The following is a 20,900-nucleotide window of genomic DNA, read 5'->3' on the forward strand; positions in this document are numbered from 1 at the left end:
TTCAGGGCCTTCTTCATGCATGGTGTGACCCCCCCAGAATCTGCGCGAGTACTGGCAGGACCAGCGCCGCACGCACGTCGTTGATCTTCCGTTCTTCGTCCAACTGCAAACTGGCTGACGTTGGTGAAGCAGGGTTCAATCGTTTGAGTTTCGCCCCCATTTGTCGCCGTTCCGCAGGTGAGAAATCAGAGAACGCCCGTCGTAGTAACGGAAGAGTTTCAAGGAAGACTTCTTCTGACAATTCACACAACCAGCGATCCATCACCCCCCAGAGTGCGTCCTGATGCAGAAGGAGTAACCCGCTCCCTTTTAGCAATCCACTGATCCACGCTGCCGCGGCTCCAGGGTTCACGCTCCGCGACAACGCGAGATGTGTCAGCCGTTCCAGTTCCGGAACATCGATCAATCCCTGTTCAAGCAGGTTGCGAACACACCAGCCCCGAATCAACCCGTGAATGTTTCCTTCAGAAAGCCAGCGAATTCGTCCCCTCCAGTCGTCCATCAAATCCGGACGATTCAGGAGTTCGAGAGCCCCCTGCATTTGTGCAAGTGCCCCGATCATTTGTTCTGCGGCTTCGTCGTCAACGCTGCTACACGACGCAGGTAAGCCTGTCACAATTCGCTCGACCATGCCAACAAGAATCGGTTCAAGCCCCGACGCCGCAGTTTTGCGAACGTCGCCATACCGAGACACTCGGACCAACGGTGGCACCGCACTCATCAAGTGCAGCACGTCAGTTGCGACTGCGGCCGTCGCCTGAATCTTCTGCATCACCGCAGGCACCGCGTCCGGCAACGCAGCCATCAGGACGGAATCAAGCACACGCGTCAGGGCCAGCAGATCAACAGAGGTTCGCGCGACGTCCAGGACCTTGTTCGTTGCGGCCTCAAGAACAGTGTTCCCCCAGATATTTGCTTCAATAATGTTGATTGAAAATTCTGGCTCCCAGACGAGTTTCCAGATTTCATGAAACGTCGACGTATCGCTGGAATCGCCTGTCAGCGTCCCCCAGTGAATCCCCAACAGATTCAATCGATGCAGCAACCAGCTTCGCTCACGCCCATTCTCACTGCGCAGATCCAGATCAAGTATCTTGGCCTGAACACCGGGCTTCATCCTCAACGACGTCTGCAGTCGTTTCAGATCGCGATCCAATGGGACCGACGGAGCTTCTGCCGGAACTGTCCCTAACCGGTCGCCCAATTCCAGCCGACGCCGTATCAATCGAAGTGGAGCTTCATCACCATGACACAGGACTGTCTGAATTGCTTCATTCAATTCCTGTAACCCGGGAGCTCGGCGATCTCGAACAGCGGCGAGCGCATCGGCGAGACGTCGTGCTTCAATGATCGATGCGGATGATGCTCCCAGATCCTGTTCTCGGAGAAGTCGCGCGGCATCCACCAGCCAGCGCGTAGGAGCCTCATCTGACGATTCCCAAAGATGTGCGTACCAGCCGGGAGACTCTACCCCTGCTCCATAGCCACTCCGATACGCCAGTCGTGCATGAGACCACGGAATCCAGGTGGCGATTGTTTTCGTCTTGGGAAGTTTGCGGAGGCGCTCCTGATCCTGTTTGACCTTACACCCGTCCCGCTTGCCGGTAATTGCCGCTTCATCAAGAACCGGAGCATGCCATGCACCGCACACAACAGCGATTCTCTTTGCCCCAGACTTCAGCACTCCGCGAATGGTCTTCCGCATAAAGGCTTCGCGAAGCAGATCGCGTTCACTCGCCTCTGGACATTCTTCACGAATCGCCCGCATCGCGTTCAGGATGGCCCCAAACAACCCGGTCGCATCTCGCCGCCGTTCGATCAGTTCTTCCCACCATAATTCGTGATCATGATAGCCAGCGGCCTCCGCGAGTAACGCCAATGGATCAACGCGCCACTTTGGCGACGTTCTTCCTGACGCGGGCTCGGGTTGCTGCGGTTGCTCCTGCTCTCCCGTTTCAACTCGATCCAGAGATTCCGGGAGATCAGTGGGAATCGCCTCAACCGGAACCGGACAATCAAGCGGCAACCGATGAAACATCGGCAGATCCATCGGCACGACAGGAACGCCTCGACTGACTCCCCAGGTGACCGCCTGCCACTCAGGTGAGAACGTCGCCAGTGGAAAAACGGTCGAAAGCCGAGGGTTGTCCTGCGGATAAATGATCATCGCCACTGGCGGACGGATATCAGCGCAACCGGCGAGATGCAGCACGTCGGCGACGTCGGCAGGAGCCTCCAGAACAATGGCATCCGGCTGCAACTCATCGAGCGCTTCCCGCAATCGGCGAGCGCACCCCGGGCCATGGTGACGAATCCCAAAGACATGGATTGGGGAACTCACTACCGGAGTCGAAGATGCAGAGTTCATCGCGAGTGCGTCCAGAGATCCTCCTGAGCGTTCTGAATTCCTGACCGGCGACGAAAGTGACGGTCAATTGGGAAGGGACTCCCCGTTCCAGTGAAAAAGCTGGGATTTCAGCCAATTTCCGCCATAAGTTAGCTCATTTTCGGCTGGAATGCTCGTTACGATCGACCTGACCACCTCCCGGGAATCGGCAATTCTCTGGAGTGAACTTTGTCCGGAAGGCGTGTCTCTCTATAATGTTCGCTTCGCCTTGGCTCCCCGGCCGGGTTCGATAAGCAGGGTCCAGGAGCCAATCAGGCACCTGAATTCTGATTTTGGGAGCATTCCAGGCGTTATTGTCGGAACTGTTGGAAGGAAATCCATTTCGTGTTACGCACGCGCACTTGCGGGGAAATCCGCATCAAAGATGTCGGCCAGACTGTTACCCTGGCAGGTTGGGTCGATCGCTATCGTGATCACGGCGGGGTCGTCTTTATCGACATCCGTGACCGGTATGGAATCACACAGGTTTCATTTCGTCTCGAAGAATCAAGCGACATCCAGCAAGTCGCCTCAGGACTTCGACACGAAGACGTCATTCAAGTCGTCGGGGAAGTCGTTGACCGCGGCAAGGAAAACAAAAACCCGAAGCTTGCGACAGGTGACGTGGAGTTGCGCGCGACTCAGCTGAAGGTGCTGAACAAGAGCCGCACTCCTCCATTCGAACCACGCGCTGATGCCGTTCCAAACGAAGAACTGCGTCTTCAGTATCGATACATCGACCTGCGCCGTACAGCGCTGATGGATCGAATCATTTTGCGTCACCGCCTCACCAAGGTTGTGCGCGATTACTTCGACGAACACGGCTTCCTCGATATCGAAACACCGATCCTCGGACGCAGCACTCCGGAAGGAGCTCGCGATTATCTGGTTCCGAGCCGTGTTCACGAAGGAACCTTCTACGCTCTGCCACAGTCTCCGCAGCTGTTCAAGCAATTGCTGATGGTGGCCGGATACGATCGCTACATGCAGATCGCACGTTGCTTCCGCGACGAAGACCTGCGAGCCGATCGTCAACCAGAGTTCACGCAGATCGACCTCGAGATGGCGTTCGTCGAGCAGGAAGACATCCTGCAGATGGTCGATGGCCTCGTCGCCCGCATGGTTCAGGAAATTCAGGGCAAGGACATCAGCCTGCCGCTTCCTCGTTATACCCATGCAGAAGTCATGCGAGATTATGGATCAGACAAGCCTGATCTTCGCTTCGGCATGAAGATCAAGGACATCTCTGATCTGGTTGGTGGCTGCAACTTCGGTGTCTTCAAAAGCACGATCGAAGCTGGAAACAAGGTTCGTGGACTCTGCGTCAAAGGTGGAGCCGAGAAGTACAGCCGCCGTATCCTCGACAATGACTTCAAAAATCTTGTCGGTGAATACGGAGCCAAAGGGATGGCCTACTTCAAGGTCGCCGGAGGCAAGCTGGAATCATCGATCGCCAAGTTCTTCACAGATGACGAGCAGATGGCGATTGTCAAACGCATGGAAGCCGAAGACGGCGACCTGCTGTTGTACGTCGCTGACACATGGAAAGTGACCTGTGCTGGCCTGGCCGCACTCCGAAGCTTCCTGGGTCGCGATCTGAAACTGTACGACCCGATGGAAATCAACTGCGCCTGGGTGCTCGACTTCCCGCTGGTTACCTGGAACGCAGACGAAAACCGCTGGGATGCAGAACACCATCCATTCTGTGCCGTGCACCCGGACGACGTCGGCCACTTCGATACCGATCCATCCAAGATCCGTGCTCAGTCCTACGACTTGATCTGCAACGGATACGAATCGGCGAGCGGAAGCGTTCGTATTCACGACTCAGAAACTCAGCAGAAGATCTTTGACCTGTTGAAGATCCCTGCCGAAGTTGCAGAAGAACGGTTCGGCTTCCTCCTGAATGCTCTCCGGTTTGGCGCTCCGCCACACGCAGGGATCGCGCTCGGGTTGGACCGCTGGGTCATGATGTTCACCGGCAGCGACAACATTCGCGACGTGATTGCGTTCCCGAAAACGCAGAAGGCATCTGACCTGATGCTCGGAGCCCCTTCTGAAGTTGACACCCGTCAGCTTCGTGACCTCCACATCAAGATTGATGTGCCGAAATAGTCTATTAGCATGATTCGAAAGATCCCGGTGAGAACGAGTTCTCACCGGGATCTTTTTGTTTCGCGATCAGTCAAAAGCAGATCATTACTGTCGATTCACAACCAGATGGATCTCAGCTCTATTTCGCTCCGCCGGCTAATGACGGAGGCAAATCAGAATCAGGGGTCGCCTGAATCAGGCGCTCAATAAAGTCTGGCGTAAAACCCGCCTGCACTCGGGCGTCATACTGAAAAACATCCCCGCGTGCTTTAACTGGACGCAACGGCCAATGCAGGTGTTCGCGAAATGCGTCCCAGTCCGACATCGACTCTGGCTTCAGTTTGCGAAGCCATTCGAGACCAAAGCGAACATGCTCGATTTCGTCGCGGTGAATGATCTTCATCAACGACGCACTGCGTTCGTCACCTGCTTCGGAAAACGCGTTGGCAAACTCAAGCGAGTGGTCCAGATTTGCCCCTTCAAACACCAGCGGCAATCCAGCCAGATAGTCCATCACGGACGTGAATGAAATCGCCTTTTTCCAGATGTAGCAATTGACCGGTAAGGCTCCAAATTCCAGCCCCAGTTTGCTCGCCCGCTTAATGTGCATGGTCGTATGACGCTGCTCATCGGCCATGACCTGAGTCATCCCCAGTCGAAACTCTTTGGGCGCCTCTGGAAAGGCAAGCAACGTCCACGCCATGACCTCCAAAGCCTGCAACTCATGATTGGCCATAATGTGATGGGCAATCGCTCGTTTCTCTGGAAGATGAAACACCCCGAGAGGTGGCATCGCCGGGGCAGTTCTTCGTGGGGCGAACTGCAGATTCTCTGGACGAACAGGTTCAGCAACACGCAACGCTTCGCCAGGGGCGTCGTCAGTCCAGTTTGAATCGAATGACTGGAGCTTCAACTCCAATGAAGGAGACAGCAGTACCTGTTCAGCGAAAGCGCGAATTTCCATTACAACCCTGTTACAGCGAAGCTCACAAATGTCAGCGATCAACAATCATTCGCGCAGACGCGAGATCGTCTTCTTCAACGGCAACGTCTGAGGTCTGCCTGCCGAGCTTGAGAATAGTCAGATACAGATCTTCCCGGAAGCGATTCAGTGAATGAGGTGACAGTTGGGTGCACAAACCCAGCAAGACATCCAAGTCACCTGAGGCTCAAAAACAACCAATTCAATCAGCATTCGCCAATGCATACAAAATCCGATTGTTTCCAATTATCATAATTTACCGATTCCTCCTACGTGTGTGATTTTTGGGTTAGCGCTTTTGGACGGTTTGTTGCGATAAAAACAGCTTTGAATCTGTGAAATCCAGCGTAAACATCAACACACAAGGCCTTTAAAAACACAAAATTGCAATATGGATTCGAAACCGGGTTCAAACACAACATTGTCTCAATATTTCAAAATAGGAAACATCGGATAGTCCTCCGACGTTCCCGATCATAAAATGCGAGGCGACCTACGCTCTGATTGAAATGGATTAAGACAGGAGCAACGGAACAGACATGGTCACAGGCGGGATGCCACAAATTGACAGTCATTACCTTGGGGGAGAAGAAGGATTCCTTCTGCTTCAGGATCGCTGTTCCTGCGACCGGCGAACCACGAGCTCTCGTCTCTTCTCTTTAATCGCACTGATTTGTGCTTTCATTCTGAGCCCTGCAAACTCTCTGTTCGCTCAGCCTGGGCCTGCGGCAGGTGCAGCGACTCCGCAAGTACAAACACCTCCCCCAGCACCAGCGGCGGCTCCTGCAACTCCGGTTGTTCCCGGAGCAGATCCAACGTCGCTCCCGATGAGCATTTTCTCATCTCCGCCACCACCTCCATCAGCGCCGGTGACAGGGACGACTACCGGTGAAGCAAAACCGGCAATCACTCCTGAAATCCCGGATTATCACCTCACTCAAGTTCGACTCGACGCACAGATCGCTGCGGATCGGGTCAATCTTGTTGCAACAATCGAGTTGATCATCAATCGAGGAGAAGGCTGGCATCGGGTTCCATTACGCCTCGGCTCTGCTCACGTCACCAAGCGAGAATACTTCGGCAATGGCGGCGAATCTCCTGACGTTTCCCCACGAGTAACCGACGAAGGTCTTGTCTGGCTGTTTCGGGGAATTGGTCGACATCAGATGAAGATCCATGCGTGGGTCCCACTGAAAGCGGCGGCCTCTGGTGGTCAGTTCCAACTGTCACTCCCAAGGCTCCCACCTCAGTTTGAAACCCGAGTACGCGCGGTGATTCCAGACCCGAATGCAGTGGTTCGGAGTTCTAAATCGCTCACCGTTCTGGAAACGACACGCGGCGAGAAAGAAACAACTGTTGACGCCAGTGTCATCGGGAACCAGCTGCTCTTTTCCTGGCAGACCCCCAGTGTCGCAGGGGAAACGATTTCGCTGGTTCAATCATGGTTCCATCTGAAACCGGCGGCCGAACACCTGTCACTTGTGGTCGAGCAGAGTTTTGAACTGCAACAAACAACAGCCAGTTCATTGCTTGTTCGATTGCCCGTCGATTTCCGGCTGTCGCAAGTCTCTGGTCAGAATTTCCGTTCTTACGAACCGGTGCCAGACCGACCGAATTGGGTACGAGTCCATTTCACCAATGACAACATTGGTCGGCTTCAGTTGCGTTGGGTGCTTGAACGTGATTTCGATCAGCAACCACAGACACTGGAAATCGAAGGCTTTCAGGTTGAAGGAGCGATCCGAGAAGAAGGTTTGATTCGAATCGATGAGTTCGAAAACCTCCGCGTGATTCCTCAACCGACGCAATCGCCACTCGTTCACCGGGTCGGCGTGAACCTTGTCCGATCTCTGGGAAGTGGCGTTCCATTAACGGCATTTGAATATCTCAAGCAGCCATTCAAACTGACATTCGATATTCAACCGACCGCTCCTTACTTTCTTGTCGAGCCGCAACTGAAGTTGCGTTTTGAACCGAATTCCACAGAGCTCACAATCCGTTCGTCTGTCCGTCTTGAAAGAGGGGCAATCTCTGAACTGAAATTGAACTGGCCTGACTGGCTTCAGCAGGGATGGCGAATTCAAAGCGTCACGACTGAAGGCGACTCCGTCGGTCCGATTTCTTATGACGCAACATCTCAGCCGGGAATCGTTCGGCTGTGGTGGACGAATTCTTTAAGTCAGAACGCCACCTTCACCACGGTTTGTACCCGGTTGAATTCATCCGATCCTGAAGTGGAGAACGAGTTCCGGAATTCATTGCGTCTGCCGGTTCCAATCGCATCTGAATTGCATCCAACAATTCTGACAATCGAAGCGGCTGATCAGCTGTCTGTTGATTTCACAACGGCAGATCGTCAATCACTCCCGACCTCGCCAACGGTCAGCCCTCCCAAGGGGGCAACGACCAGCGATAATTTCCAGGGTGGGTTGATCGGAACTTACCAGATCGACGATTTCTCCCAGCCGTTTGCGATCAAGGTTCAAACTCATCCAAGAGAAGTCTCTGCAGTCACCGAAATTGCGTTCCGCGATGCTGGACAAACTCGACTGGCGATTGAACAGAAGATTGAACTGAACGTGGAGTTTGGTCGCGTTCGGCAACTTGAACTCGTGTTGCCAGCGGAACTGATGACCCACATTCCAGACTGGGCTGTCCCTCAAGGAATTGACGTCCTTTATCAGGGAAAGAAGCTGATTCTCCAACAGGGATCCGTGCCGAACTTTATCAAAGTCGATCTGGGAGAAGACCGGATCGGCCGCTTCGACATCATCGTCGCCTATGGCTTCCCCATTCCAGATGGAGAAGAAACTCGCGATCTCGACTTACCGATTATCTCGCTCAACAACATTCCTTTTCGTCGCGCCGAATGTCTGATCCACACGCTGGAAACGCTGCAGGTGCGAATTGGTGACCCGAGTTGGGCGGCCTTGCAAACATCGCCGGATCAAGCCCGATGGATCAATTCACTGAAGAACGGTCCATTAACTTCGATCCCATTGTCGATGGGCCCCAATCTTGCGGATTCATCGCAGCAGTATGTCGTGAACGAAATCGAAGTGCGCACCATCTTCGCCGAAGATGGCAATGCAGAATCATGGACAGAGTTCCGACTGGATTCCCCTCCAAATCGAATTGTGATTCAGTTTCCAACCGGAACAGAATTCAAAGGACAAGGATTCCTGCTTGACGGAGTTCCATTTCCAAGTTCATCGATCTCATTGAGAAGCGGTGCGACGGAAGAAATCACACTGAAGTTGCCGGAAGAAAAGACAACCTCAGCTGTGATCGCAATCCGTTACCGAACTCAACTGGAGAAGCCATTTGGGCTGACCAATCGAGTAAAACTTCCGTTGCCTGTCTTCCCCAAAAGCGTTTGGGTTGATGAAACGATCTGGGAAGTGCGATTGCCTGAAGGACAACACCTGTTTACCTATCCGGATCTGTTGCCACAGTTGCAATGGGCGCGGCATCTGCTGTTCTGGTATCGAGAACCAACGCCCACTTATCTGGCTGAACGTGAAGCTCGCAGTTCCAGCAATATTCCGCCTGAATTCCAGTTTGTCGAACCCGGCTTTTTTGCGTTTCGTGGATTTGGCCCGGTTCAGCAAGTGGAATTCCAAGTGATGAACCGCTCACTGATTCTGCTGCTCGGAGCCGGTTTGACACTCCTATTGGGGTTCGTCTTCTGGCGGATTCCGGCGACTCGGAACGTCTTCTCGCTGATCGTGATTTCGTTCCTCTTTGCTGCAGCCAGCTTGTGGTACGTTGAGCCGATTCTGTTGTTGATCCAACCAGCGATTCTCGGCGTGCTGCTCGCGTTGACGGCAACTGTGATTGATTCAAACGGGCGCACTCGATCAAGTGATCGCTCTTTCATGAAATCGACCATTCACCGGCCAGTTGATGTGGCCGCAGGCGATTCATCACAGCAGTCGGCAGTGACGAGAATCTTCCGCCCATTATCAGCGACAAAAATTCGGGGGCAGGATTCACGATGATCTCGCAGGGCACCCGGATGACGGCCTTACTTCAACTGCGATCCGGCTTCTCCCTGACAGGCCGAATCGCGGTTCTTGCTTTATTCGTACTTTGCTTTCTTTCAGAACCAGCACGCGCTCAGCCTGACCCTGGCTTTACGGTAACCGAAAGTTCACCCACGCTGGTCACGACAGAATCCGCTGAGTATCGGGGACGCATTCACGGCAAGCAAATTGTCGAAGGCAAGTTGGCACTGACCGTGGTCCGCCGCGGAGAAGGCTCTGCAGTCATTGACTGGAGTGATGTCAACATAGCGATGAATCACCTCAGTTGGGAGAAGCAGGCGCTGATTGCAGGGACATCTCCCGAACAACGCGTTGTACTGGTCACTCAACGTGAGAGCGATGTGCTGAACGGCGACTGGAGCGCAAACGGTAAGCAGATCGGTCAGACCACAATCTTCGATCTTCGCTTTCCTCCAGCGTTGAATAATCGCATCCAGCTTGATGTCCCGTTGATTCTTTCACTGAGCAGCAATCAGGGATTGTTACAGGCCGGCGATGCCCATGACGACGGTTTAACCCGTCCGTGGACATTGGAACTCGGCGGCATTTCGACCGTCACGCTGATGATCACCGCCACTGGACTGGAGCAGAAAACTTCCCCGCCACGCTACGAAACGGAAACCGAACATCGTGCGCGTCGCGACGGAATTTTCATGCGAACGGACTTTGCAATCACTGGCCCTCTTCCGCATGACAAACCGCTGGTGTTTCATGTTCCCGAAACACTTGAGATTCAGTCCATCACTCACCTGAATTCCTCACCCACAGGCAGTTCAGCAATTGCGTTTTCACGAAACGCCGAGAACCCTCAACTCGTTCAAGTGCAGCTCGATTCTCTCGCTTCTGAATCCAGACTCAACTTGCGAATTCGTTCATTTGAACCAGTGAAATGGAGCGGCCCTCGCGTTCTCCCTCGCATCCGCATCGAAGGAGCAATGGAAACGAAGCGAGGTCTCGTTCTTCGAATTGAACCACCTCTGCAATTGCAGGAGATTGAACATGAAGATCTCCTGCAGACTGGACTCACGAGCGATGAAACAGGCGGAGAATCGTGGCGATTTGAGGCTCGAAATCCTAATTCCGAACTCACCGTCAATATCGGACTGCCAGATGCCCCCTTGCATGGCGACATCGTTTGTCTGACAGATGCACGCCCAGATGCTGGTTGGACCGCAGCAGTGGCAACACTTCATATTGATGACGGCTCTCGTTTCGATACAACGATTCAACTTCCTGACGACTGGCGATTGATCTCCGTCTCTTCGTCTGAATCGGAATCACGAATCGCTTCGTGGAATGTGGATGACCATGTTCTGTACGTGACCTGGCAAAATGCACTCTCACGTGGAATCCCCCGACAACTGCGTCTCTTTGCCAGAACGACTCCACATCGAGAGCGAACCCCGTTCCGGATCTCCGTCCCGCAGATCCGTGGGTCGAAAGACATTGGTGTTCAGTATCAATTGGTGCTTCCGAACAACTCTGAACTCCAGTTACTCGAAGGAGATGGCTGGCGACTCAACGAGGGAACTCAACTTCTTCCGGCGTTGATCCAATTGAAAGAAGTGACGGAACGACTTCCGGAATCCACACCTCGTCAACTGGCGACATTGACTTCGAACGGATCAGGAAAACCTTCAAGGGTCCTTGCCAATCTGATACCGCGAGCCGAATCCGCCGCGACACTCTCACTGGTTGATACCGTCACGCAGGATGCAGAGGGACGCCCGACAACGAACGATCCGGCACAACCTACGGTCCCATCGCCCCCACAGGCGATTGCGTCTTTGGATTTGCTGACAATGGCCGGACAAACTCATCAGCAGGAGTGTGTGAATCATGCGGCTCTGACGTTTGACAGACCTGTCAAACTGGATGCCCTGAAACTGCGTCTGCCTCCAGGTTGCCGGCTGTCAGCAATGAAACTGGATGACCGATCAATCACTGTGTTTCGCAGGGACGAAGAGATTTCGATCCCCGCAGAAATCACTACGGCATCCACGATCCGTCTGACCTACGTCACGCCATCTGTCTCGTCGACGTTGAAACAACACAATATCGTACCGCTTCCTGAGACAACGATCCCATTTCAAAGTTTTCGATGGTCTCTGGATCTCCCCGCCGTTCAGCAACTTTCGGGAATCAAACTCCCAGGAATGTATGAACTCGGAAGTCCACCACGAAAAGGACCTCCACGGATGTTTGGCCCCCTGAGCCGACAGGCTTCAGACCTGACATTCAATCCGTTCTCCAGTGAATCATGGACACAACTGCGCGGGGTGCAGGCTCGGGTGCACAAAACTGTGCAATCACGCAGAACATGGACGTTTGTCTCACCAATCGCCGGAGGCACTGCAGAATTCGTCACCTGGAACGTCGCAGTGACTCGCAGTTACTCGTGGGTCGCACTCCTCGGCTGTCTGCTTTTAGGTCTGATTGCCAGACTCTTCCGCATGCTCTGGTTACGCAAAATCGCAATCCTCTGGGTCGCGTTTCTAATCCTGGTTGTCAGTCAATCACCACCGAACGTCGCGCTCATTTTTGGCGGTATGCTTTCCGGAAGTTTGCTGTCACTGGTGATCCCCAGACGATGGATCCAACGGACAGATCTTCTCGCGAGAAAATCGGAGTCCATTCGTGGCCCGGCAACTGTCGCCACGACACTCCTCTTATTGAGTCTCGGACCAGTCCAGAATGTGATGTCTGACATCGATCAACCGACCTCAGAGATCGTCACATCATCGCCTGAACCGACCTCACTGATCCGATCTGTCCGGTACGATCTGGTGAAAGGAACACCGGTTGTTCAGCTTGCTGCCACTTTTGAGATCCTGACCAGACAGACGGAAGAAGAACAATTCCTGCGGTTACCAATGCAGGATATTGTGTTTCCAGCCGAGGCTGAATGTCTCCTCAACGGGACACCACGTCCACTCATTCCCGCGCGTTCCGGCGAATCGATTCTCGTCAGTCTCGGAAAGCCAGGAGAATTCCCGGGAACTCCGATTTCTGGAACCCATTGGTCGCGCCACGAAATTCGTTTCAACTTTTCAATCCGCTCACGAGATACCGGAATCGATGGGCAAACGCTGATGACGCGCGGCGTTGTCCCGCGGGTTCTGGATTCAGAACTCATCATTCCCAAAGAGTTCATCGGGCTTCAATGGCAACGCAACGGCGAAGTCGCTTTCAATGCTGACGGAACCTCACTCGTGGAGTTAGGTTCGATCGGACTGCTGGAATTGATGTCTCCGATTGTGAGCACCCCCAACGTCCCACAAGCTCAGTCACTTCATTCCTATCTCGACGTGTCCGCATTGCGAGTGCGCTGCCAGACACGAATTCAACCACTGCCAACCGGATGGCCGGAACTGCTTCCAATCAAGTTTCCACCGGGCACAACAGTCACCGGGATCACTGGCTCCAATCTGATTGACTGGGTTGATACTTCGACAACTGACAACCCAATGCATATCACCTTGCGTTTGCGTTCAGGCATGCCAGCGAATTCGATTTTACTGACGTATGATTTCCAGGCATCGTCCACAGCTGGAACCGATGTCACCATTCCCCCGCTCTCGTTACTGAGCACTTCGGAGATCCCACATTACATCGGGATCTCCAGCCCCCCACTCACAACGCTGACAATCCCCAATCGTGTCGAAATCACTCCACTCTCGATTGAGGAATGGCAGCAACATTCAGAACTGGGCCGCCTCCGTCCGATGCAGGCGGTGCTGTTGAGTTCCCCTGTCGCGATGAATCTGGAATGGGTTCGCAAGAAGCCGATTCGTACTGCAAACACCGTTGAAACCTTGAAAGTTCGACGCGACTCCCTCGACTATTCCGCAACGGTTTCACTCAGTGTCAGCGATGCCCCAACGTTCCGACATCAGTTCTTGCTCGATCCAATTGTTCAGATTGAGAACATCTCAACCGGACTGATGGGGAATGACGGAAGTGTCCGATTTACCAGAGCAAATAAACTTGTCACGGTCTATCTGGGAGGAGGCCAGCAAGGCGAACGGACGTTCCATATTCGTGGACGCATTCCATTCAACGTCGAAGTCTGGAGCCCAATTCCTCGCATCGAACCAGTCGACACGATCATCGCCGACACACAGTTAACGATCTCAGATGAAACAAACTGGGACGTTGAACTGGAAGGCGATCAGGGACTTCTGCCACTTGCAACACCTGATCGTGACGCCGTTCAGGAGAAGAGCCCCAGAGTCATCGGGGTCTATCGAGGAAATTCGAATGATGCCCCGAAGAGACTGCGACTGATCACTCCAGCGCGCGCGTTTCTCGCCAATATCATTACGTTGGTAAAAACGCCGATGAATCGAGACTGGGATCAGGTTTCGACTGTTCACATGACCTCTCCCGAGGCTCCGCTCCGCAAAATTGTCTTCAAGATTCCGAATGAGATTACTGCGGTCCGCGTCCGCCCCGCTCTTTTCCATCATTCCAGTCAACAAACGGCCGACGGCACACTCCTGACAGTTCGCGTCCCTGACCGTTACTCAGGGGCAGCGACGCTGACTCTGGCCGGGCGTTATACGGCTGAGTACATGAATCGAGTCGCGATGGTGACGAAAGAAAGTCAACCAATCGCGGTCCCGCAGATCGAAGTGGTCTCAGCCGTTTCGGCTTCGCAATACATCCTTGTTGAGTCAGAAGCACTCTTTCAGCCGTTAGGAGCCACTCGGGTTGCCCGGGAATCGCTCCCCAACTGGCTGCCACCGGAGTGGATGCGAGACCTGAGTCGCGGTCAGCTCTCCAGTTTCGAACTTCCTAAATCTGAACTCCGCCTGCAGCGACGCGAGAAAGTCGAGGCCGGTGGCGAACCGGTTGTCCATCTTGCGGAAACGATTCTTTGGCCGCTTCAGGACCAAAGTATTCGCGGGCTGACTCGCTGGTGGATTTCCCCAAATGGTGCCGCTCAAATTCGGGTTCGCCATCCGAATGGAACCGTTGTCGAAAACGTTACGCTCGAAGGAGCGGAAAGCCTGAAATTCAAAAACGGAGCGCGAGAAACACTGATCACGCTGCCGCAAGGACAGGATCTGTCCGGGATCAATATTTACTGGTCCGGAAAGGAAGCCGAAGGGACACTTTCTCTGCTTGACACCTTTGGCCCAGAACCCTTCCAGAATCTTGTCGCATTGATTCATCCTCAAGGCTGGAAGATCAGATCAACTTCTGCATCAACGACGAGTTCAATCGCGGTCTGGATGGCCCGTTGGGACCAGCTGCTCGGACTCTGGAACGAGGCAGGACATACTCAGCCAATGACCACGATCCTGATGGATGAAATCAACAAAACTCAGGAAATGGTCGGGGAGCTTGTCAGTCAAAACAACGCTTCAGCCGAGAACAGAAATCGCTACGCTGAACTCGCCGAAAGATGGAAGGAACTGAATTCCAGAAGTCCGGTCACCCCGCAGGCACTGCCTCAACGCGGCAGCTCCGCTGGTGTTGTTTTAACTCAATTGATTGCTCAGCCAGAAGCAGCCGTTCAGGTCGACTGGATTTTGCCTGATCACTCAAACTGGACCGCCCGATTTTCGTCCCCGAACTCCGGCATTCAGTGGCCATCTCTCGTGGTAGCGATCCTCGTTCTTTCCGGACTTGCATGGGTTCTAGTCAGGTTCTCACGCCAATTCGCCATCTTCCGTGAGTTCGCTTCATCACACACTCAGTGGTCGTTCACAGTGTTGGGTCTGATCTGGTGGCAATTGCTCTCGCCGAGCGTGGTCGGCTTGCTGATCATCATCGTCACCTGTACGATTGCCTGGGGAAGACGGCTCGCGAAGAAAATTTACGAGGACAGCGAGCTCGCCCCGTCGACCGCTTCACCGAATTCGACCGTCGATTAATTCGCCGCCTCAGATTCCCGGATCAGGTCGACTCCAGAACCGGAATATTTAGCAGAGTCGCCCTATCCGCCGGTTCGTTTCAGTGGAAAAAGCGGCCGAAAAAGACGGCATTTGGGGGAATTCTGAATCCTTGGGCGTTCCCTCCCCCGGTCTTGAGCGACAGCCGGGAAAATTTCTTTTAGAATATTCGCTTTGTGAGTCGAGACTCGACGTCGAGAGCAGATTTTCGCTGTGTTTCAAACAAACCTGTCCCAGGCCGCAAACCGCGTTCCATCATTCAAAACGCGATTACAAGGCCAGAGACCGGATGGAACAGAGCCTGAAAGTGCCAGCTTCGTATGATGTCGCAGCCTGACACACAAGAGTCAATCTGATTGTGAAAACTGATCGTGAAGATTGAGTGCTCATCCACGGCGTCTTTGCCATTCCAGGCAAGTCGCCTGAACCGTGATCACCAAACAAAAGATACGAAACCGCTTTAGCGTTTTCTCAACCAGCCCCGGTGCATTGCATCGAAAGCCGCAGCCAGATTCAATTCTGGTCTGACCTTCACACGGTGTGGATGAGGAAATTGCTTCAGGACGTTCATAAGGGATATTGAAGTCAATGGCCAAGGATTTTCTGAAGGGAACGAAAGATCACTATGACGTTGTCGTCATCGGGTCAGGCTTGGCTGGATTGACCGGAGCCAATGTGCTCGCAAAACAAGGACACTCTGTCCTGCTGCTGGAGCACCATTATCAGTTGGGGGGAATGGCCACCTGGTTCAAGCGTAAAGGGGGGCACATTTTCGACATCTCCCTGCACGGCTTCCCCGTCGGAATGATCAAGAGCTGCCGCAAGTACTGGACCCCGGAGATTGCCGAAAGCATCATCCCGTTGACCGGCGTGCGGTTTGAGAACCCGCAGTTCTCGCTGAAGACTTCGTTCACACGAGAAGACTTCACCAACATCATCACCCAGAAGTTTCAGGTTCCGCATGAGACTGTCGATCAGTTCTTTGCAACTGCTCGCAACATGAACTTCTATGATGATCAGTCGCTGACAACTCGAGAGCTGTTTGAACGGTTCTTCCCGGGACGCAGCGATATCGTTCGACTGCTGATGGAGCCGATCACCTATGCAAACGGGTCGACCCTCGAAGATCCTGCCATCACTTACGGCATCGTTTTCAGCAACTTCATGAGCAAAGGGGTCTACACCTTTCAGGGAGGAACCGACGCTCTTGTATTGAAGATGCGAGATGAACTGATTCGCAACGGCGTCGACCTGCGAATCCGGACTCTCGTCGACAAGATTGAAGTCGATGAAGAACGCAAAGTGAAAGCCGTACACGTTGGTGGAAAACGAATCACCTGCAGCGCGGTGCTTTCGAATTCGAACGTCAAATCGACAATCCTGAATCTCGTCGGTGAAGAGCATTTCGATAAAAGCTATGTCGAAGAAGCCAAAGCCGTGCGGCTCAACAATTCAAGCTGTCAGGTTTACCTCGGCTTGAAACCGGGCGAAGGGTTCGACAACTGCGGTGACCTGCTGTTCCATTCGGAACACGAAGGCTTCGATATCGATGCCATGCTTTCGAAGGACGTGAGCAGCCGGACGTTCTCGTTTTACTATCCGGAAACACGCCCAGGTTCCGACCGCTGGCTCGTCGTTTCCTCGACAAATGCGAACTACAAAGACTGGGCCGACCTTCCGGAAGAAGAGTACGAAGCAGAGAAAAAGCGATTGTGCGAATCCACGATCACCTGCCTCGAAAAATACGTCCCGGACATTCGGTCGAAACTCGACTGGGTGGAAGCATCCACTCCACGAACATTCCAGTTCTATACTCGACACTTGCAGGGAGCCAGCTTCGGAACCAAGTTCGAAGGACTCAAGGTCTCACAAACGCTTCCTGAACAGATCTCCGGTCTGTACCACGCAGGATCGGTTGGGATCATCATGTCCGGGTGGCTGGGTGCTGTAAACTACGGCGTAATCGTGTCCAATGAGATTGATAAGGCACTGACTGCGGCATCTGCACGGGTGTGACCAGTAATATCGATTGCTGGAGATCTGCCTGCAAACGATAAGCACCCGTTATATTTGCGACACCGACAGAAGAATCACGACGTTCGATGTCGCTAATAACGGTCACCGCAGAATTGAATCAGGACGAATTGAAATCTTACGCAATCTCGCGTTGCGTCGTATCACTTCGTTCGCCATCATAAATTACTGATTCGGGGGCTCTCACACAGCGCAACTCCAGAACAGATCAGTGACCGGAACAATCAGTCACATTGTTTCGATCACAGTCCAGGTAGAATTTCGTCAGAGCGCTCGTTCGTAAGTCTCACAGATTTCGAAACAGGCCATTGTCAGAAACACATTCAGGCGGACCAGAGAATCATGGGGCGATCAGGACCATATCACTGGGGCGCGGTGAGCATCACCGGGAACTTCCGCGAGAATAACGAAGACCGTTTTCTCATCGATCCGACAGGGCGTTTCTTCCTCGTCGCAGACGGCATGGGTGGACAATGCGCTGGCGAAAAAGCCAGTGCAATGGCCGTTGAACTCATCTCCAGTCGACTCACGTCCTTAATCGATTTTCAGCGATCCAATTCCGGGACGGTAGTCGACGGAATTGATAAATCTGTCAGTCATGCGAACGCCGAGATCATTGCAATCGGTGAGTTGGAGCCTTCCTGCAAAAACATGGGGACCACCATCACTTTTATCGTGGTGGTCAATAACGAATTTTACGTCGGCGGAATTGGTGACAGCCGGACTTACCTGCTACGCAATAACCAGCTGCAACAACTGACAGAAGATCATTCGTTGACTCAGGCGCTCGTCAAAGCAGGAACGATCAGCGCAGAAGACGCCAAGACTCACCGTTACCGCAACGTTCTCTACCGCTATCTGGGAACGAAAGAAGGCGGAACCGGGACAGATCCGGTTCGCATTTCTCCGCAACCCGGTGATCGCTTCCTGCTCTGCTCTGACGGTCTTTCAGACGGGAATACGCTCGACTCCATTCAAAGAATCCTGACAGAGAACGACGATCCTCAAACCGCAACCGAACAGCTTGTGGAAGCGGCTCAAAAAGGTGGATCGAAAGACAACATTACCGGTGTCGTCGTTTACGTCACGTGATCAGGAAATCACATTCTGGGAATGTCTCAAACTGAGACATCATCGCTGACTGGGAACTTTTCTTTATACGACAGCAGTGAGAGTAAGATGTCGGACAAGATTCATCTCTCGGAAGAAGAGTGGAAGAAGCGGCTCAATCCGGCCCAGTACTATGTACTGCGTCAAAAGGGAACCGAGCCACCGTTCCAGAACGAGTTCGATGAGCACTTCGAACCGGGAACCTATACGTGTGCTGCCTGCGGAACTGAACTGTTCGACTCTGACACCAAGTTCAATTCCGGTTGTGGATGGCCTGCCTTCTATCTCGCAAAAGCAGAAGACCGAATCACTCGGGTCGTCGACACAAGTCACGGGCGGATTCGCACTGAAGTTCTCTGTTCAAAGTGTGACTCACATCTTGGTCACGTCTTTGAGGATGCCCCGCAAACCCCGACGGGAGAGCGGTACTGTATCAATTCTGTCGCAATTCTCTTTCATCCCAAAGAGCAATAAAACAGAGTTCCGGATCAGGCTCAAATCAATAAAAAAGAGTTCAGGTGCTTCCCAGCGGCCTGAACTCTTTTGGTTTCACAAACTCAGAAACTGAGAACTACTTGCCCCCAGATTTGGCAACTTTTCGAAGGATCTCTGCCCCTCGCAGCAATGTCTCATCCGGAGCCGCATAGGAGATCCGGAAGTGCGTATCTTCAGCACTAAACACATTCCCGGGGATAATCAGAAGTTCGTTTTCGATTGCCTTCTTCACGAATTCAGTCCCTGTTCCCCACGGCGCTTTCGGGAAGAGATAGAAGGCCCCTTCCGCCCCTGAGATTTCGAAGTCGTCTTTCAGGGCATCTACCATCAAGTCACGTTTGCGACGATAATCCGCGACGCGATCCTGAATGTCATAGTCCCATGCGGCACAAGCTGCCCACTGCACTGGATGTGGTGCGCAGACAAATGTGAACTGTTGTAACTTGATCATCTGCTGGATCACCGACTTGGGCCCGTGCGCCCAGCCGATTCGCCACCCGGTCATCGAGTGTGACTTACTGAAGCCGTCAATCACGATTGTCTGATCGTTGTATTTCGCTGGACTGACGAATTCGCTGTCGTAGCAAAACACACGATAGATCTCGTCACTCAACAGAGCGATGTCGTGTTCTTTTGCCAGTTCAGCAAGCCCACGAACTTCTTCTTCACTCGCAACATGGCCTGTCGGGTTACATGGTGAGTTCAGAATGATCAGCTTCGTTTTGCTGTTGATTGCATCCCGGACCTGATCCAATGGAATCTTGAAGTCCGGATAAGTTGGAATCGCACGAATCACCCCTCCGGCCAATGTCGTGAGATGCTTATACATCACGAACCATGGGTCAAAGACGATGACTTCGTCCCCTGGATTGAGGAGCGCTGACAAGACCAGCATCAGGCCACCGCTAGTCCCACTGGTGACAAAGACTTCTCGGTCTGAGTGCCCATACTTTTGATTCACGTCGTTCTGAATCAATTCGAGAAGTGGCTTGATCCCCTGTGTCTGACTGTACGCATTCTTGCCGCTATCCACCGCTGCGTGCATCGCAGCTTTGATCGCATCCGGAGTGTCGAAGTGCGGCTGGCCAATACTCAAATTGACCGGGTTCTTCATATTTGCGGCGAGGTCAAAGACCTTACGGATCCCTGAGGCATCAATCTTATGCATCCGGTCCGCAATCCAGCGTTCACTCATCTCTGTCTCGAATCTATTTCAACGGGATTTATTTCGACGAAAACCGCCTGACAATGAAAATCCATGCCCAGCAACAACAGTCACTCAGTCAGAGTCCACGTTCAGCGTTGGCTCATATTGAAGACGCCGCTGATCGGAAAATTGCTGCCCGGTGAACCATTGTAATGCCCATTCAAACACCAGTCCCAGTGAAATGCCAAAGCCTGCATCACTTGATTGGCGAAGCCCCTCGTTTGGCCCGGTTCAGTCTGTTTGTTGCCCTGCGTCACCACACATTAACTCAACGACCACCGCAATTAAACAAAACGCTCACAACCCTGAACACCCCTGCATTATTCCCGCTGATTCGACACGAACTCATTGCCGTCACCACAAGAGCCACATCGCCACAAGCCACCACCATAAAACCACTTACCGCAAACCAACCATTCTACACCTCACGTAGAACAAACAATTACTGTAATCGGCACAATCAGTGCAACACTCACATTCACGCCATCTCACGGGGTCAACCTGAATTGACTTTCGATCCAGTGATCGCCTGTGAATGTTATCTCCCGTCGCTTTGATGATTCGTTCTGAGTTCAAAACTCAGAGCGTGCCATGTTCTATTTCAGACACTGAACATGATGTCGAGATTGCGCCGAACGGTTTGTTT

9 protein-coding genes are annotated in these 20,900 nt (G+C 53.0%); 6 read left to right on the forward strand and 3 right to left on the reverse strand.

Annotated features, from left to right (window positions below; translation table 11 throughout):
* Nucleotides 1-13: 13 nt before the first annotated feature.
* Complete coding sequence (locus SH527x_RS07785) at nucleotides 14-2,368, reverse strand: DUF5682 family protein (RefSeq protein WP_437194089.1); 2,355 nt, start codon at nucleotides 2,366-2,368, stop codon at nucleotides 14-16.
* A gap of 363 nt (nucleotides 2,369-2,731) precedes the next feature.
* Between SH527x_RS07785 and aspS the strand changes: the two genes are divergently transcribed.
* The gene (aspS, locus tag SH527x_RS07790) at nucleotides 2,732-4,501 is read left to right on the forward strand and encodes an aspartate--tRNA ligase (RefSeq protein WP_437194090.1); all 1,770 of its coding nucleotides are present in this window, start codon (nucleotides 2,732-2,734) and stop codon (nucleotides 4,499-4,501) included.
* A gap of 118 nt (nucleotides 4,502-4,619) precedes the next feature.
* Here the strand turns inward: aspS and SH527x_RS07795 are convergent, their stop codons facing one another.
* Nucleotides 4,620-5,444 (reverse strand): ferritin-like domain-containing protein, encoded by an 825-nt coding sequence (locus SH527x_RS07795; RefSeq protein ID WP_437194091.1) that lies wholly within the window; start codon nucleotides 5,442-5,444, stop codon nucleotides 4,620-4,622.
* A gap of 572 nt (nucleotides 5,445-6,016) precedes the next feature.
* Between SH527x_RS07795 and SH527x_RS07800 the strand changes: the two genes are divergently transcribed.
* From SH527x_RS07800 to msrB, 5 genes are all read left to right on the forward strand, one after another.
* Nucleotides 6,017-9,463, forward strand: coding sequence for a hypothetical protein (locus SH527x_RS07800; protein WP_437194092.1), 3,447 nt, complete (start codon nucleotides 6,017-6,019; stop codon nucleotides 9,461-9,463).
* A 17-nt stretch (nucleotides 9,464-9,480) separates the two neighbouring features.
* The gene (locus SH527x_RS07805) at nucleotides 9,481-15,390 is read left to right on the forward strand and encodes a hypothetical protein (protein WP_437194093.1); all 5,910 of its coding nucleotides are present in this window, start codon (nucleotides 9,481-9,483) and stop codon (nucleotides 15,388-15,390) included.
* Between the two features lie 606 nt (nucleotides 15,391-15,996).
* Complete coding sequence (locus tag SH527x_RS07810; RefSeq protein WP_437194094.1) at nucleotides 15,997-17,424, forward strand: phytoene desaturase family protein; 1,428 nt, start codon at nucleotides 15,997-15,999, stop codon at nucleotides 17,422-17,424.
* 360 nt (nucleotides 17,425-17,784) lie between these two features.
* Nucleotides 17,785-18,534, forward strand: a complete 750-nt coding sequence (locus tag SH527x_RS07815; protein WP_437194095.1) for a PP2C family protein-serine/threonine phosphatase — start codon at nucleotides 17,785-17,787, stop codon at nucleotides 18,532-18,534.
* Between the two features lie 87 nt (nucleotides 18,535-18,621).
* Nucleotides 18,622-19,026 carry a peptide-methionine (R)-S-oxide reductase MsrB gene (gene msrB, locus SH527x_RS07820; RefSeq protein ID WP_437194096.1) on the forward strand — a complete coding sequence of 135 codons (405 nt, stop codon included), beginning with the start codon at nucleotides 18,622-18,624 and terminating at the stop codon, nucleotides 19,024-19,026.
* Between the two features lie 97 nt (nucleotides 19,027-19,123).
* Here msrB and SH527x_RS07825 read toward each other — a convergent pair whose 3' ends face one another.
* A complete protein-coding gene (locus SH527x_RS07825; RefSeq protein WP_437194097.1) occupies nucleotides 19,124-20,242 on the reverse strand; it encodes a pyridoxal phosphate-dependent aminotransferase in 1,119 nt (372 codons plus the stop codon).
* Nucleotides 20,243-20,900 lie beyond the last annotated feature (658 nt).

Source organism: Planctomicrobium limosum, from assembly GCF_051465645.1.
Taxonomy (GTDB): domain Bacteria; phylum Planctomycetota; class Planctomycetia; order Planctomycetales; family Planctomycetaceae; genus Planctomicrobium.